We start from the raw sequence: 14,896 nt of genomic DNA, 5'->3' as shown, positions 1-14,896 counted from the left end.
CTGAGAGTTCGTGCCCGGGGCGGGGGTCGAACCCGCACGCCTTGCGGCAGCCGCTTTTAAGGCGGCCGTGTCTGCCGTTCCACCACCCGGGCGGGTGACACCGGCGCGCCGACACGCGCGGGTGCAGATCTCACCGTAGCGGCTGCGCCGCCGCCCGGCGTACCCCGGCGGGCCCGGCCGATATGGTCGACGCCGTGAGCAGCGCCGCCCGCACGGCCCCCGGGCCCGACCGTGACCAGGCGGTCCACCCCGCGCGGGCCGGCGGGAGCCGGGCGACCCGGCTACGGGCCGCCGTCCGGCGGCACCGGGCGGACCTGGTCGTCGGGTTCCTGTTCGTGGCGCTCGCCGGCTGGCTCACCCACGGCCTGTGGCCGTCGCCCGGCACCCGGATGCTCGCCCTCAACCCGGCCGACCAGACCCTGTACGAGTGGTTCCTGGCGCTCGACGCGCGCGCCCTGCACGGCGAGTTCAGCCTGGTCACCGACCGGTTGAACGCGCCGGACGGGGTGAACCTGATGGCCAACACCTCGGTCGTCGCGCTCGGTGTGCTGCTCGCCCCGGTCACTGTGGCGTTCGGCGCGCCGGTCACGTTCGCCCTGCTGGTCGCCGGGAACATGGCCGGCACCGCGTTCGCCTGGCACCTGCTGCTCACCCGCACGCTGCGGGCCGGCCCGCTCGCCGCCGCGCTCGGCGCGGCCGTCTGCGGCTTCGGCCCGGGCATGGTCTCGCAGAGCAACGGCCACCTGCACATGACCGCGCAGTGGCTGGTCCCGGTACTGGTCTGGCTGGTGGTCCGGCTGCTGCGCGCCGCCGATCCGGCCGGGCGCCCGGACGGGCCGGACCGGCGGCGAGCGGCCTCCTCCGTGGTCGGGCTGGCCGTCGTGGCCACCGTCCAGGTCTTCGTCGGCGAGGAGGTGCTCTTCCTCGCCGCGCTCACCCTGGCGGTCATGGCCGTGGCGTACGGGATGGCCGACCGGGACCTGCTCCGGCGGGCGCTGCCCACCTTCGCCGGCGGTCTGCTCTGCGCCGGCGGGCTGGCGCTGGTGGTGCTGGCGTACCCGCTCTGGGTGCAGTTCGCCGGGCCGCAGGGCGTCGCGGACGGAATGTTCCCCCCGGCCTACTTCTCCGCCGACCTCACCGGCTGGACCCGGCTCTCCGCGCTGACGGTGTTCGGCAGCCCGGAGGCGGTCCGGCTGACCACCGGTCCGGCCGAGTTCACCACGTTCCTGGGCTGGCCGCTGCTGCTGGTCACCATCGGCTGTGCGGTCTGGCTGGGCCGCCGCGCGCTGGTGGTCGCCGTGGTGGCCGCGGGGCTGGTGGCGGCCGCGCTCGCGCTCGGCCCGGAGGTCGTGGTCGGCGGGGAGCGGACCGGCCTGCCCGGCCCGTACGCGCTGCTGGCCGGCCTGCCGGTGGTGGACGGCGCGCTGCCGATGCGCTTCGCGCTGGTGGTGCTGCCGCTGGTCGGCACCCTGCTCACGCTCGCCGTGCACCGGGCCCGACACGACTCCGGTCCCGCCCGCCGACTGGTCCCGGTCGCGGTCGGCGCCGCCCTGCTCAGCATCTTCCCCACCCCCCTGCCCACCGTCGACCGGCCGGCGCTGCCCGAGTTCGTCACCGGCGGCCACTGGCGGCAGTGCGTCCGCCCCGGCGGGGTGCTGGTGCCGGTGCCCACGGCCACCCCGAAGGACCCGTGGCCGATGCGCTGGGCCACCGCCACCGACGTCGCCTTCGGCATGCCGGAGGGCTTCTTCATCGGCCCGTACGGCGAGGGCGGCACGGCCACCATGGGCACCTGGCAGCGGCCCACCTCGGCCCTGCTGGCCGACGTGGCCCGGCGCGGCGTGGCGCCGGCGGTCGGTGACCGGCACCGCCGGCAGGCCGCCCGGGACGTCGATTCCTGGGGCGCGTCCTGCGTCGCGGTGACCGACGACGCGCCGCACGCGGAACTGCTGCGCCGCACCCTGGAACAGCTCTTCGGCCCCGGCACCCGGATCGCCGACGCGTGGACCTGGCGGTTCTGACCCCGGACACGGCGAAGGGCCCCTCCCGTACGGGAAGGGCCCTTTCCGTTGTCGATCAGACGCGTGCCGCGCCGACCGGCGGGGCGGACGCCTCGGCGAACTCCTCGCGCGGGTCGTGCAGCTGGCCCAGCGCGACCACCTCACGCTTGAGGAAGAACGCCAGCGACCAGTCGACCACCACGCGGACCTTGCGGTTGAACGAGGGGATCCGCGACATGTGGTACGTCCGGTGCATGAACCACGCCGGCCAACCGGTCATCTTCACGCCGTAGACCTGCGCCACGCCCTTGTGCAGGCCGAGGCTGGCCACGCTGCCGGCGTGCTTGTGCTTGTAGTCGACCGGCTCGCGCCCGCGGATCACGTTCGCGATGTTGTCGGCCATCCGGGCGGCCTGCCGCACCGCGTGCTGCGCGCTCGGCGAGCAGAAGTTGCCCGGCTCCTTGGTCAGGTCCGGCACCGCGGCGCAGTCGCCGGCGCTCCACGCGCCCTCGACCACCCGGTCGCCGTCCACCACCTGCAGCGTCGGCCGGCAGGTGATCCGGCGCCGCTCGTCGCGCGGGAAGTCGGTCGCGTCCAGCATCGGCGACGGCTTCACGCCGGCCGTCCAGACGATGGTGTCGGACGGGAAGCTGTCGCCGTCGGAGAGCTTCACGATGCCGTCGACGCACGACTCCAGCCGGGTGTCCAGCCGGATGTCCATGTTGCGCTTCAGCAGCTGCTGCACCGTGTAGGCGCCCATGTCCCGGTCGACCTCGGGCAGCACCCGGTTGGTGGCCTCGACCAGCACCCAGCGCATCTCCTCGGGCTTCAGCTCCGGGTAGTAGCGCAGCGCGTCGCGGGCCATGTCCTCCATCTCGGCGAGTGCCTCGATGCCGGCGTAACCACCGCCCACGAAGGTGAACGTCAGCGCACGGCTGCGGACTGCCGGGTCGGTCGTGGCGGCCGCCACGTCGAGCCGGTCCAGCACGTGGTTGCGCAGGAAGATGGCCTCACCGATGGTCTTGAACCCGATGCCGTTCTCGTGCAGGCCGGGGATCGGCAGGGTGCGGGACACCGAGCCGGGGGCGACCACCACGTGGTCGTACGGGATCTCCCGGGCCGGGCCGCTGATCGGCTGCACCACGGCGGTCATCCGGTCGTGGTCGATCCGGGTGACCGTGCCGGCCACCACGGTGCACTTGCGCAACTCCCGCCGCAACGGCACCACGGCGTGCCGCGGGGAGATGTTGCCCGCCGAAGCCTCCGGGAGGAACGGCTGGTACGTCATGTGCGGCTGGGGGTCGACGACGACGACCTCGGCCTCACGGGAGCTCAGCTTCTTGGACAGGCGCAGAGCGGCGTACAGGCCCACGTGCCCGGCACCCACGACAAGGATCCGCTTCGGATTCACGTCATCTATCTTTCCCCGGGGGGCTCCGGTAATCCCGCGCGAGACCCCCATCTGTGACGGAGCACAACCCGTGTGACCTGCGCAACGTCCCGGGGTGTCCCGTCATCTGCGACGCAGCAGCCACCCCAGCAGCGCGCTCAGCCCCACCGCGACCAGCAGCCCCACCACCGTCGCCACCTGCGAGCCCGCGGACCCGCCGACCCCGCCGAGCCAGGCCAGCACGATGCCGACCACGGCGCTGGCCAGCACCACGCCGCCGGCCCGGGCCAGCCACCGCAGCACCAGGTCCGGGTCGATCAACCCGTCGTAGGGCAGCAGCGCGGCGAGCGCGCAGAGGGTGTGCGCCAGGTAGAGCAGCGTGGCGACCGCCAGCAACCGCCACAGCGCCGGCGGCCGATCGAAGCCGAGCGTGGCCAGCAGCCAGCCGGCGACCGTCACCAGCGCGGTGAACGTCGGCCAGACCCGCCTCGGCCCGACCGCCGGCAGCACCGCGGCGATGGTCAGCGCCAGCAGCGACCGCGGGGTCAGGGCCTGCACCGGGTACGCGAGCAGGAAGCCGGCCAGCACGACGAGGAAGATGCCGCCGCGCACCAGCAGCGGCAGCGGGCTGACCCGGGCGGCGGCGTACCGCACCGCCCGGACCCGCTCGATCAGCGCGTCGGTCATGAGAAACCCGCCCTCGGTGCGGTGGCCAGCCGGGCCACGTCCCGCAGTACCTCGTCCAGGCTGCCGGCGCCGGCCCACCGCACCACCGGCACCCCGTGCTCGCGGAGCTGGCCGATCATCGTGTCCCGGTCCAGCCGCCACAGCCGGTACGCCACCTCGGCCCACCCACGCTCCTTGGGCACCGGCAGTTCGGTCGGCAGCGTGTCCACCGCCACCACGAACCGCCCGCCCCGGGCCAGCCGGGCGAGCATCTGGGCCGACCGCTCGTCGAGCAGCGGGGTGAGCACCACCACCAGCGCGTCCGAGGAGAGCACCTGCGGGCCGAAGATCTGGTCGTACGGCTCGTGCGGGGAGGACTCGGCGTGCACGTCGAGCAGCCACTCCAGCGCGGTCAGGTACTGCCGCCGACCGGTCGCCGGGCGCAGCCGCCGGGCCGTCGGGCCGTACTCCAGCAGCGCCACCCGGTCGCCCCGGTGCAGGTAGTGCTCGGCGATCGCGGCGGCGGCCCGGACCGTGGTGTCGAGCACCGAGGCGGCGCCGCCCACCCCGCCGGAACGGCCCGCCTCGGCCAGCACGTCCAGCAGCACCACCACTTCGGCGTCCCGGTCGGAGAGGGTGGCCGCGACGTGCAGCTGACGGGCGCGCAGGGACACCCGCCAGTCGACCCGGCGCAGCCGGTCACCGGGCGCGAAGACCCGTACGCCGGCCAACTCGCCGCCCTCCCCCGGGCGCCGCGACCGGTGCCCGCCGACCAGCCCGGCGGCCCGGGGCATCGCCTCGACCGCGTCGAACGGCTCGGTCCGCGGGTAGACCCGGGCCCGGATCGGGTCGGTGATCACCGCCCGGGACACCAGCAGCCCGTCGGCGGCGGCGACCCGGGCCCCGGCCGGACCGATCGGGTGCCGACCCCAGCGCAGCGCGGTGCCGGTCAGCTCCAGGTCGACCGCGGTGCCCCGGGGCACCGAGGTGACGAACGGGCGGTCCGCGCCGCCGGCCCCGCGCACGTCCAGCCCGGAGCCGCCGAAGCCGACCTGCTCCACCCGCAGCCACCGGGACATCCGGGTGCGCACCACAGCGATGTCGTAGCCGACCGAGTCCGGATTGCTCACCGCCACGGTGGCGGCCATCGGCCCGCCCTCGACCAGGTGGGTGTCCCCGACGCCCAGCTCCAGCTCCGGCTGCGCGGCCGGGCGGCGGCGCAGCGCGTACGCGGTGCCCAGCGCGAACGGCGTGGCCAGCACCACCAGGTCGATCCGGCCGAGCAGCACACCGGTGACGAGCAGGACGCCGGTGAGCAGCACGGCCCGGCCGAGCGCCCAGGTGGGCGCCCAACCGCTCGCCGGCTCGGCCCGGGCGTCCATCAGCGCCCGGCGGCGTAGCTGGGCAGCGCGCCGCTGGCCGGGGCCGGCGTCGACTCCAGCACCTCACCGACCACGAAGGACGGGTCGACCCGGCGCAGCCACATCTCCGGCCGCAGCGTGATCCGGTGCGCCAGCGCGGGCGCCGCCACCGCCTTGACGTCCTCCGGCACCACGTAGTCCCGGTTCGCCAGCACCGCCCGCACCCGGGACAGCAGCAGCAGCGCCAGCGAGCCGCGCGGGGACGCGCCGACCAGCACCGACGGGTGGTCCCGGGTGGCCGAGGTGAGCGCCACGATGTAGCGGCCGACCGAGTCCTCGACGACCACGTCCTCCAGCGCGGCCTGCATGGCGCGCAGCGTGCCGGCGTCCACCACCGGGGTGATCTCGGCCTCCTCGCGGCGGCGGGCGACCCGCCGGCGCAGCACCTCCCACTCCTCGTCGTGGTTCGGGTAGCCGAACGAGACCCGCAGCAGGAACCGGTCGAGCTGCGCCTCGGGCAGCGGGTAGGTGCCCTCGTACTCGATCGGGTTGGCGGTGGCCAGCACGTGGAACGGCTCGTCCAGCCGGTAGGTCACGCCCTCCACCGACACCTGCTTCTCCTGCATCGCCTCCAGCAGCGCCGACTGGGTCTTCGGCGGCGTCCGGTTGATCTCGTCGGCGAGCAGCAGGTTGGTGAAGACGGGCCCGGCGCGGAAGGAGAAGTCGCCGGTGCGCTGGTCGTAGAGGAAGGAGCCGGTGACGTCGGCGGGCAGCAGGTCCGGAGTGAACTGGAGCCGGCGGAAGTCCAACCCGAGCGCCTGTGCGAAGGACCGCGCGGTGAGCGTCTTGCCCAGGCCGGGCAGGTCCTCCAGCAGCACGTGACCGCCGGCGAGGATGCCGGCCAGGACCAGTTCCAGCGCCTCACGCTTGCCCACCACGACGGTGCCGACCGCGTCCAGGACGGCCCGGGCGAGCCGGCCCACCTCGGCGGGGGGCATGCTCCGGTCGACGTCGTTCATCAGATCTTCTCCAGTTCGGCGACGATCGCCGCGAGGTCGCGCGGCGACGGTGGGCGGCGGGCGGGGGTGCCGAGGAACGTCCAGAGCTGCTCGCCCAGCAGCGCGCGGGCCCGCGCCGGGTCGGACTCGCGGGTCACCCCGTGCCGCTGGCTCAGCCGCTCGTCGGCCAGCTCGCCCAGGCGGGGCAGCACCCGCTCGGTGAACCGCTCGCGGTTGCCGCCGCACCAGTCCAACGGACGCTCCCACCCGTTGATCGCGGTACGCAACGCGTCCCGCGAGGACCAGTTCCAGGTGCCCGGTTCCTCCCCGACGGGGGTCCGGACGCCGGCGCGGGGCGGGGGCGGGGGTGAGAGCGCGGCGGTGACCCGGCGTACGGCGAGCACGGCGAGCACCCCCGCGACGATGATCCAGATCGGCACCCGCAGGCCGACGGCGCTCAACGCGACCATGACCACCGCCACGACGGCGGCGGTCACCGCGGCGGTCCGCAGCAGCCAGCGCGCCCGGCCGCCCGAGGGTCGCTCGGCCTCCCCGGCGGGTTCGTCGCCGAACGCGAGCAGGTCGTCGATGCTGGTGCTCATGCCGGGACCTCCCCGGCCACCACGCTGGTCAGCTCGCCGCGCAGGCGGCGCAACGCGGCCCGGGCCTGGTCCCGGGTGCGCTCGTCGACCGGGTGGGTGGCATAGCGGGCCTCCCGGTAGACGTGCGCGAAACCGTCCAGCACGTCGGCGCTGGCGATGGCCGGGATGCCCGCCGCCGGGTCACCGCGCAGCAGCCGACCGACCAGGTCGGTGGGGGTGTCCCCGGTGTGCCGCGGCACGCCGGCCTCCTCGGCCGCTTCCTCCAGGCGGACCCAGCAGGCGATCACCGCGGTGCGCGGGTCGGTGGACCGGTCGTCCAGTTCGACCAGTCCGGCGTCCAGGGCCGCCATCACCTCGCGGGCGGTGCCCGCGGCGGTGCGCCGGGCCCGTTGCGCGGGCACCGCGCGGGTGGTCCGCCGCAGCGCGCCGCCGACGACCGTCCAGAGCACGTATCCGACGACGGCCAGCACGACCGCGGCGAGCAGCGCCATGGCGACGGTGACCAGCCAGTCCGGTATCCCGCCGGAGGTCTGCTCGCCGGCCTGCCGGGGCTCGACCGGGAACGAGGGCGTCTCCGAGGGGTACTCCGGCACGTACGGGATGGTGTCGGCGGCGGGCGGGATCCGGCTGGCGCCGATGGCCGAGTGCCCGGCGGCGAGCGCGGCGACCGCGAGCAGCGCCGTCACCGCCGCGACCGGCCACCACCGGCGCAGTACGCCGAAGTCCATCCCACCGCCTCAGGTGTTCCTCAGTCCACCCCGGCCAGGTGCTTCGCCCGGGTGAACACGTCGTCGAGCATCGCCGGCGTGAGCCGGCCGGTGAACGTGTTCTGCTGGCTGACGTGATAGCAGCCGAGCAACGTCGGCACCGACTCGCCGGACCAGTGTGCCCCATGGCCGAACGCCGGGCGCGGTGTGGGCGGGCGCTGCCCGTACACGTGCCGCAGCACCGGCCACCACGCGGCCCAGGCGAACGCGCCCAGCGCGACCACCACGCGCACGGTGGGGCGTACCAGTTCGACCTCCCGGTGCAGCCACGGCGCGCACGTGTCCCGCTCGGCCGGGGTGGGCTTGTTGTCCGGTGGGGCGCACCGCACGGCGGCGAAGATGCGGGTGTCGCGGAGCGCGAGGCCGTCGTCGGCGGACACACTGGTCGGTTGGTTGGCCAGCCCGGCCCGGTGCAGCGCGGCGAAGAGCACGTCCCCCGACCGGTCCCCGGTGAAGATCCGCCCGGTGCGGTTGCCGCCGTGCGCGGCCGGCGCCAGGCCGAGGATCGCGATGCGCGCGTCCGGTGGGCCGAAGCCGGGCACCGGCCGTCCCCAGTAGTCCTGGTCGCGGAACGCGGCCCGCTTGACCCGGGCCACCTCCTCCCGCCACGTCACCAGGCGGGGGCAGGCGAAGCAGTCGCTGACCGCGCCGTCGAGGTCGGTCAGGTCGGTCGCCCGCGCGGCGCGGGCGACCACCTCGCCGGGGGTACGCGACTCAGCCAAGCTTCGCCCGGAACAGTTCCAGGGTGCGGGCCCAGGCGGTGGCGGCGGCCCGCTGGTCGAAGTGCTCCGGCCGGTCCTCGTTGAAGAACGCGTGCGCGGTGCCCGGGTAGTCGAACGTCTGGCAGGTCCCCCCGGCGGCCTCGATGGACCGGCGTACGCTCTGCACCCCGTCGGCGGCGGAGAGGCCGTCGGCCTCGGAGCAGTGGATGAGGGAGGCCTTCCCCGCGTAGCCGGCCCAGTCGGTGGCCATGCCCTCCCAGGGCAGGCGGGGGTAGAAGCCGGCGGTGGCGACGATGCGCTCGGAGAAGGTGCCGGACCACAGGGCCAGGCTGGCGCCCGCGCAGAAGCCGGCGCAGCCCACCTTGCCGGCGACCTCGGGCCGGCTCGCCAGGTATTCGGCGGCGGCCGCGATGTCGCTCGCCGCCTCGTCCATCTGGGTGCTGTTCAGCATCTGCCGCGGCTCGGTCGGCTTGCTGGCCGGGCCGCCGTGCCGGAAGTCGGGCGCGAGGGCGACGAAACCGGCGTCGGCGAAACGGTCGACCACGGCCCGCACGTGGGGCACCAGGCCCCACCAGTCCTGGATGACGATGACCGCCGGGCTCGCCACACCGCCGGAGGGTATCGCGAGATACCCCTCGCTCGTCCCCCCGTTGCCGGTGAAGCTCACCATCTCGCCCATGGGCCCGTCCTCCTAGCGGTCAGTCATCGTTGGCTGGTCGCACAGTTGGGTGTTACGTGCCGGTAGCGTGCCACGCGGTCACCGGCCCGGGGAAGACGGAAGAACAGTGGCATTCACCTCCTGTCGACCCGCCGGGCGGGAGCACCTTCCGCGGCGGCGTGCGTGCGTCGAGACGCCTGTCGAGCTGATGTCGTCAGCGACTCAGCTCGACAGGCGTGGATCGTGGGTGCCGGGACCGGACCGACCGGCGCGGCCGGACTCAGCGCGTCGGCGTCGGCGCGGGCGTGGCGCTCTCGGTCGGCGCGGGCGGGGCGGGTGACGGCGCTTCCGGCGGCCCGAACGGTGCCAGTTCCGGGCAGTACGGGTAGGCGTTGCGCGGCGCCGGCACGGCGCCGGACGAGTCCAGGCAGTTCGGCCAGCCGAGCCGGATCGGCACGCCGTTCTGGTCGAAGAGCTGCGCGTCGCGGATCAGGCGTCCCTGCTGGTCGTAGACGAAGACGTCCTCGATCCGGTCGTACCGGCGATCCACCGCCACCTGCTCGTAGTCGGCGGGGCTGCCGCCGCCGGCGCGCTGGTCCACCTCGGCGAGCACGGCGACCGAGAACAACAGCAGCGCGGCGGTGCCCAGGTGGTGCAGCCGTCGCGGCCACCCGGTGAGGCCGGCGGAACGGTGGCCCCACCACACCGACGCGACGACCGCGCCGATGAGCACCAGCAACCCGGCGGAGGTGTTGGTGCCGAGCCGCGGCGCCAGGCCGACCTGCCCGTCCGTCATCGCGGCCACGAGCAGGGCGGCCAGCCAGCCGCGTACCAACCACCAGGCCGGGCGTAGCGGGCGCAGGAAGTCGCTCACCGTCTCGTGACCGAGCACCGGGCCGAGCTGGCGGTCGAGCAGGCGCAGTTGGGTGACCGCGTTGTCGCGCGCGGCGGACAGCCGGCGCAGGCGGACCGGCCGCCCGCCCGGCTCCGCGCCCGCCGCGGTCCGCAGCTCCGCCGCGTACGCCTCCGGCGGGCCCAGCCGGTCGACCAGGGCGCCCTCGCCCTCGGCGGCGACCTCGGCCAGGTGCTCCGCGAGGTCCTCGGTCAACTCGTCCCGCCGAGCCGGCGGCAGGTCGGCGAGCGCGGCCCGCACCCGGTCGACGTAGTCCGTGATCTCCTGCCCAGTGACGGTCATGCCGCCATCCCCCGATCGTCGAGCAGTGCGTCCATGGTGGTGGCGAACGAGCGCCAGGTCTTGCCGGAGCGGGTGAGCTGGTCCCGCCCCGAGGCGTTCAACGAGTAGTACTTGCGGTGCGGTCCGGACTCGCTCGGCACCACGTACGTGGTCAGCAGGCCGGCCGCGAAGAGCCGACGCAGCGTGCCGTAGACCGAGGCGTCGCCGACCTCGGTCAGGCCCGCCTCGCGCAGCCGGCGCAGGATGTCGTAGCCGTACCCGTCCTCGTCCTTGAGCACGGCGAGCACCGCGAGGTCGAGGACACCCTTGAGGAGCTGCGTCGTATCCACGCTCCGCACACTAGTGCGCATTACGGAATACCGTCAACAGGACACCCCGCCGGCAACGGTCGATGCGGCGGGGTGGGAGTTAGGCGAGGCTCCAGGCGATGCCGTCGAGGATGTCGTGCTCGGAGGCGACGACGGAGGGCATCCCGGCCCGCTCCATGATCACGCGGAGCACCAGCGCGCCGGCGCCGATCACGTCGGCCCGGCCGGGATGCATCACCGGCTCGGCCAGCCGCTGTTCCCGGGTCGCGCCGAGCAGGTAGGCGGTCACCGAGGCCACCCGCTCGTAGGGGACGCGGGCGTGGTGGATCCGGCCCGGGTCGTACTCCCGGAGCCCTTCGGCCAGGGCCACCACTGTGGTGACCGAGCCGGCGAGCCCGACCAGCGTGGCGGCCTCCCGGCCGGGCACGGCGGCCAGCGCCCGGTCCACCGCCGCCGCGACGTCCGCCTCGGCGGCGGCGATCTGCGCCGGGGTCGGCGGGTCGCCGTGCAGGTGCCGTTCGGTCATCCGGACGCAGCCGATGTCCACCGAGATCGCGCCGCGCACACCCTCGGTGCGGGTGCCGACGACGAACTCGGTCGAGCCGCCGCCGATGTCGACCACCAGGTACGGCGGTTCGGCGTCGGCGCGCAGGCCACGGACCGCGCCGGTGAACGACAGCCGGGCCTCCTCGTCGCCGGTCACCACCTCCGGCGGCACGCCGAGGGTGCGCTCCACCATGTCGCGGAAGTCGCCGGCGTTGGAGGCGTCGCGTGAGGCCGAGGTGGCGCACATCCGCACCCGGTCGGCGCCGAGCTTGTCGATCTCGGCCGCGTAGTCGGCCAGCGCCACCCGGGTCCGCTCGATCGCCTCCGGCGCGAGCCGGCCGGTGCGGTCGACCCCCTGCCCCAGCCGGACGATCTCCATCCGCCGGCTCACGTCCACCAGCGGCGCCGACTCCCCCGCGGACGGATCCGGCAGGTCCGCGACCAGCAGTCGGATCGAGTTGGTCCCACAGTCGATGGCAGCCACACGCGCGCTCACGGCTGCCACCCTACGGCAGCCCGGCCGGGGTCAGAGGCGGAGGAGCATGCGGCTGTTGCCCAGGGTGTTGGGCTTGACCCGTTCCAGGTCGAGGAACTCCGCCACACCCTCGTCGTACGAGCGGAGCAACTGCTCGTAGACCGGCTGCGGGACCGGGGCGCCGTCGATCTCGCGGAACCCGAAGCTGCCGAAGAACCGGGTCTCGAACGTGAGCACGAAGATCCGCGCGACGCCGATCTCCCGCGCCGCGTCGATCAGCTCGCCGACGATCCGGTGACCGATCCGGTGACCCCGGCAGGACGGGTCGACCGCCACCGTGCGGATCTCCGCCAGGTCCTCCCACATCACGTGCAGCGCGCCGCACCCGACCACCGTGCCGTCCCCGGTGACCGCCACCCGGAACTCCTGCACGTCCTCGTAGAGCGTCACGGTGGCCTTGCTGAGCAGGCGCCGGTCGTCGGTGTAGGTGTCGACCAGCCGGCGGATGCCGCGTACGTCACCGGTGCGGGCGCGGCGGACCACGACCTCGTCGACGGTGCTCACCTCACTCCGCCGCGGGCACGTCCACGCAGGGGCCGGCGGCCCACCACTTCTCCACCAGAGCCAGCGTCTCGTCGCCGAACGGGTTCACCCCCGGGCCGGCGCCGAGCGCGTGGCCCAGGTGCACGTGCAGGCACTTCACCCGTCCCGGCATGCCGCCGGCCGAGATGCCGGCGATCTCCGGCACCTCACCGATCGCCTCCCGGCGGGCCAGGTAGTCCTCGTGCGCGGCCCGGTACCGCGCGGCCAGCTCCGGGTCCTCGGCCAACCGGTCGGCCATCTCCTTCATCAGCCCGGCCGACTCCAGCCGGCTGCACGCCGCCGTGGCCCGCGGGCAGGTCAGGTAGAACAGCGTCGGGAAGGGCGTGCCGTCGGCCAGCCGGGGCGTCGTCTCCACCACGTCGGGCAGGCCGCACGGGCATCGGTGGGCCACCGCCCGGGTGCCGCGAGGCGGGCGGCCGAGCTGCGTGGCCACCGCGGCCAGGTCGGCCTCGGTGGCCGGCTGACGTTCCGGCAGGGGTACGGAGTCCGCCGCCGGCTCCAGCGGTGGTTCGACGCTCACAACAGGACCTCTCGTGTGGTGCTCACTTGTCGCGGCGCTCGGCGTTGGCCGCCTGCACGCTCGACCACAGGGTGTCGTACCAGGGGTCGGGCGGCCTCGGCGCCCCCGCCTTCGCGCCCTTGCCGGCGTCCTTGGCGGCGCCGTCCGGGTCGGAGAGCACCACCAGCAGCGTCTCGCCGGGCTTGCCCATGAAGAAGCGCTCCCGGGCCTGCGTCTTGACGTACTCCGGGTCCTTCCACTTGGCCGCCTCGGCGGTGAGCCGCTCGATCTCGGCCCGCTGCGCGGCCTGCGCGGCTTCCATCCGCTCGATGTCGGCCTGCTGGTCCAGGTAGACCCGGACCGGATAGGTGTATGCCAGGGCGAGCGCGATCAGCACCGCGAACAGCACGGTGGCGCGCCCGGTGAAGCGCCGGGGTTGGGGTGCGGTGAGCCGCTTGACCGCGCCACCGGCCGCGGTACGCCGAGCCGCGGCCGGGCGGCTCGCGGAGCGTACGCCGTCGGTGGCGCGGGACGTGCCGGGTGACCGGCCGGCGGCCCGCTGCTCGGCGCGGACGCCGCCGTCACGGGCCGTGGACCGGACCCGGGCACCGCCCGCCCGGCCGGCCTGACCCGGCCGACGGGCGGGGCGTTGGCCGCCCGGTGTGCGGCGCTGCTGCATCGTCACACCCCTCCCCCGGAGCGTCGGCCTCAGGCCGAACGGTAACGCGGGAACGCGCCGGCGCCGGCGTACCGCGCCGCGTCGGCCAGCTCCTCCTCGATCCGGAGCAGCTGGTTGTACTTGGCCACCCGGTCGGAGCGGGCCGGCGCGCCGGTCTTGATCTGCCCGCAGCCGGTGGCGACCGCCAGGTCGGCGATGGTGGTGTCCTCGGTCTCGCCGGAACGGTGGCTCATCATGCACCTGAAGCCGGCCCGGTGGGCCAGGTCCACGGCGTCGAGCGTCTCGGTGAGCGAGCCGATCTGGTTGACCTTGACCAGCACCGCGTTGGCGGCCTGCTCGGCGATGCCCCGGGCGATGCGCTGCGGGTTGGTCACGAACAGGTCGTCGCCGACGATCTGGATCCGGTCGCCCAGCGCGGCGGTCAGGGTGGCCCAGCCGCTCCAGTCGTCCTCGGCCAGCGGGTCCTCGATGGACACGATCGGGTAGTCGCCGGCCAGCTTGGTGTAGTAGTTGCTCATCTCCTCGGCGCTCTTGGCGCTGCCCTCGAACGTGTAGCTGCCGTTGTCGAAGAACTCGGTGGCGGCCACGTCGAGCGCGAAGACGATGTCGGTGCCGAGCCGGTAGCCGGCCTTCTCGACCGCCTCGGCGATCAGGTCCAGCGCGGCGGCGTTGGTGGGCAGGTTCGGGGCGAAGCCGCCCTCGTCGCCGAGCCCGGTCGACAGGTCCTTCTTCTTCAGCACCGTCTTCAGCGCGTGGTAGACCTCGGCGCCGGAGCGCAGCGCGTCCCGGAACGTCGGCGCGCCGATCGGCGCGATCATGAACTCCTGGATGTCGACGTTCGAGTCGGCGTGCGCGCCACCGTTGAGGATGTTCATCATCGGCACCGGGAGCAGGTGCGCGTTCGGGCCGCCCAGGTAGCGGAAGAGGCTCAGCTCGGCGCTGCCGGCGGCGGCCTTCGCCACGGCCAGGGAGACGCCGAGGATGGCGTTGGCGCCCAGCTCGCCCTTGTTGTCCGAGCCGTCGATGTCGATCATCTTCTGGTCGATCAGCCGCTGCTCACTGGCCTCGTAGCCGATGAGCTGGTCGACGATCCGGTCCTCGATGTTGGCGACGGCCTTCTCGACGCCCTTGCCCAGGTAGCGGTCGGAGTCACCGTCGCGCAGCTCGACCGCCTCGAAGGCGCCGGTGGAGGCGCCGGACGGCACCGCGGCGCGGGCGATCGTGCCGTCGTCGAGCCCGACCTCGACCTCGACCGTCGGGTTGCCCCGCGAGTCCAGGATCTCCCGGGCGACGATTCCCTCGATGGTTGCCACTGAGTCGCTCCTCGTTTGTGTGGTTCCGGTCCGGTATGGGCCGCGACGGTGCGGCTGAGGCAGGTGTTGAACGCAGCGTATCGGTCCCCGCCCTCCCGTACGCCGCTCGGGGCG

General features: G+C 74.3%; 16 protein-coding genes and 1 tRNA gene. 1 reads left to right on the top strand and 16 read right to left on the bottom strand.

Going from position 1 to position 14,896, the window contains the following annotated elements; translation table 11 throughout:
* Positions 1-11: 11 nt before the first annotated feature.
* Positions 12-92, bottom strand: a tRNA-Leu gene (locus ACN27B_RS14350).
* 90 nt (positions 93-182) lie between these two features.
* Between ACN27B_RS14350 and ACN27B_RS14345 the strand changes: the two genes are divergently transcribed.
* Positions 183-2,021: a hypothetical protein gene (locus tag ACN27B_RS14345; RefSeq protein WP_422745394.1), complete on the top strand. Its 1,839-nt coding sequence runs from the start codon at positions 183-185 to the stop codon at positions 2,019-2,021.
* A gap of 55 nt (positions 2,022-2,076) precedes the next feature.
* Here the strand turns inward: ACN27B_RS14345 and ACN27B_RS14340 are convergent, their stop codons facing one another.
* From ACN27B_RS14340 to eno, 15 genes are all read right to left on the bottom strand, one after another.
* The gene (locus ACN27B_RS14340; RefSeq protein ID WP_091581952.1) at positions 2,077-3,411 is read right to left on the bottom strand and encodes an NAD(P)/FAD-dependent oxidoreductase; all 1,335 of its coding nucleotides are present in this window, start codon (positions 3,409-3,411) and stop codon (positions 2,077-2,079) included.
* Between the two features lie 102 nt (positions 3,412-3,513).
* Positions 3,514-4,077, bottom strand: a complete 564-nt coding sequence (locus ACN27B_RS14335) for a hypothetical protein (protein ID WP_396822370.1) — start codon at positions 4,075-4,077, stop codon at positions 3,514-3,516.
* Positions 4,074-5,438: a DUF58 domain-containing protein gene (locus ACN27B_RS14330; protein ID WP_099162541.1), complete on the bottom strand. Its 1,365-nt coding sequence runs from the start codon at positions 5,436-5,438 to the stop codon at positions 4,074-4,076. Before ACN27B_RS14330 ends, ACN27B_RS14335 begins: the two co-directional genes overlap by 4 nt.
* Positions 5,438-6,436: an AAA family ATPase gene (locus ACN27B_RS14325; protein ID WP_091581964.1), complete on the bottom strand. Its 999-nt coding sequence runs from the start codon at positions 6,434-6,436 to the stop codon at positions 5,438-5,440. The genes ACN27B_RS14330 and ACN27B_RS14325 overlap by 1 nt, the downstream gene beginning before the upstream one ends.
* Entirely contained in the window at positions 6,436-7,017 is a 582-nt protein-coding gene (locus tag ACN27B_RS14320; protein WP_422745391.1) for a hypothetical protein, read from the bottom strand. Before ACN27B_RS14320 ends, ACN27B_RS14325 begins: the two co-directional genes overlap by 1 nt.
* Complete coding sequence (locus ACN27B_RS14315; RefSeq protein WP_098743670.1) at positions 7,014-7,745, bottom strand: DUF4129 domain-containing protein; 732 nt, start codon at positions 7,743-7,745, stop codon at positions 7,014-7,016. Before ACN27B_RS14315 ends, ACN27B_RS14320 begins: the two co-directional genes overlap by 4 nt.
* Positions 7,746-7,765: 20 nt before the next feature.
* The gene (locus ACN27B_RS14310) at positions 7,766-8,479 is read right to left on the bottom strand and encodes a uracil-DNA glycosylase (protein ID WP_099162543.1); all 714 of its coding nucleotides are present in this window, start codon (positions 8,477-8,479) and stop codon (positions 7,766-7,768) included.
* A 19-nt stretch (positions 8,480-8,498) separates the two neighbouring features.
* On the bottom strand, positions 8,499-9,185 hold the full coding sequence (locus ACN27B_RS14305) for a dienelactone hydrolase family protein (protein WP_099162544.1): 687 nt from the start codon (positions 9,183-9,185) through the stop codon (positions 8,499-8,501).
* A gap of 259 nt (positions 9,186-9,444) precedes the next feature.
* Positions 9,445-10,359: an HAAS signaling domain-containing protein gene (locus tag ACN27B_RS14300; RefSeq protein WP_422745388.1), complete on the bottom strand. Its 915-nt coding sequence runs from the start codon at positions 10,357-10,359 to the stop codon at positions 9,445-9,447.
* Complete coding sequence (locus ACN27B_RS14295; protein ID WP_091581984.1) at positions 10,356-10,688, bottom strand: PadR family transcriptional regulator; 333 nt, start codon at positions 10,686-10,688, stop codon at positions 10,356-10,358. Before ACN27B_RS14295 ends, ACN27B_RS14300 begins: the two co-directional genes overlap by 4 nt.
* 79 nt (positions 10,689-10,767) lie before the next feature.
* On the bottom strand, positions 10,768-11,697 hold the full coding sequence (locus ACN27B_RS14290) for an exopolyphosphatase (RefSeq protein ID WP_422745971.1): 930 nt from the start codon (positions 11,695-11,697) through the stop codon (positions 10,768-10,770).
* Between the two features lie 42 nt (positions 11,698-11,739).
* Positions 11,740-12,252: an amino-acid N-acetyltransferase gene (locus tag ACN27B_RS14285; RefSeq protein ID WP_099162546.1), complete on the bottom strand. Its 513-nt coding sequence runs from the start codon at positions 12,250-12,252 to the stop codon at positions 11,740-11,742.
* 1 nt (position 12,253) lies between these two features.
* Complete coding sequence (locus ACN27B_RS14280; protein WP_099162547.1) at positions 12,254-12,811, bottom strand: DUF501 domain-containing protein; 558 nt, start codon at positions 12,809-12,811, stop codon at positions 12,254-12,256.
* Between the two features lie 22 nt (positions 12,812-12,833).
* Complete coding sequence (locus ACN27B_RS14275) at positions 12,834-13,469, bottom strand: septum formation initiator family protein (protein ID WP_396822366.1); 636 nt, start codon at positions 13,467-13,469, stop codon at positions 12,834-12,836.
* A 29-nt stretch (positions 13,470-13,498) separates the two neighbouring features.
* Entirely contained in the window at positions 13,499-14,782 is a 1,284-nt protein-coding gene (eno, locus tag ACN27B_RS14270) for a phosphopyruvate hydratase (protein WP_099162548.1), read from the bottom strand.
* Between the last annotated feature and the right edge of the window lie 114 nt (positions 14,783-14,896).

It is taken from the genome of Micromonospora sp. WMMD754, assembly GCF_049315235.1.
GTDB lineage: Bacteria > Actinomycetota > Actinomycetes > Mycobacteriales > Micromonosporaceae > Micromonospora > Micromonospora sediminicola.
The sequence above is the reverse complement of the archived record's forward strand: the minus strand, read 5'-3'. Positions and strand labels throughout refer to the sequence as shown.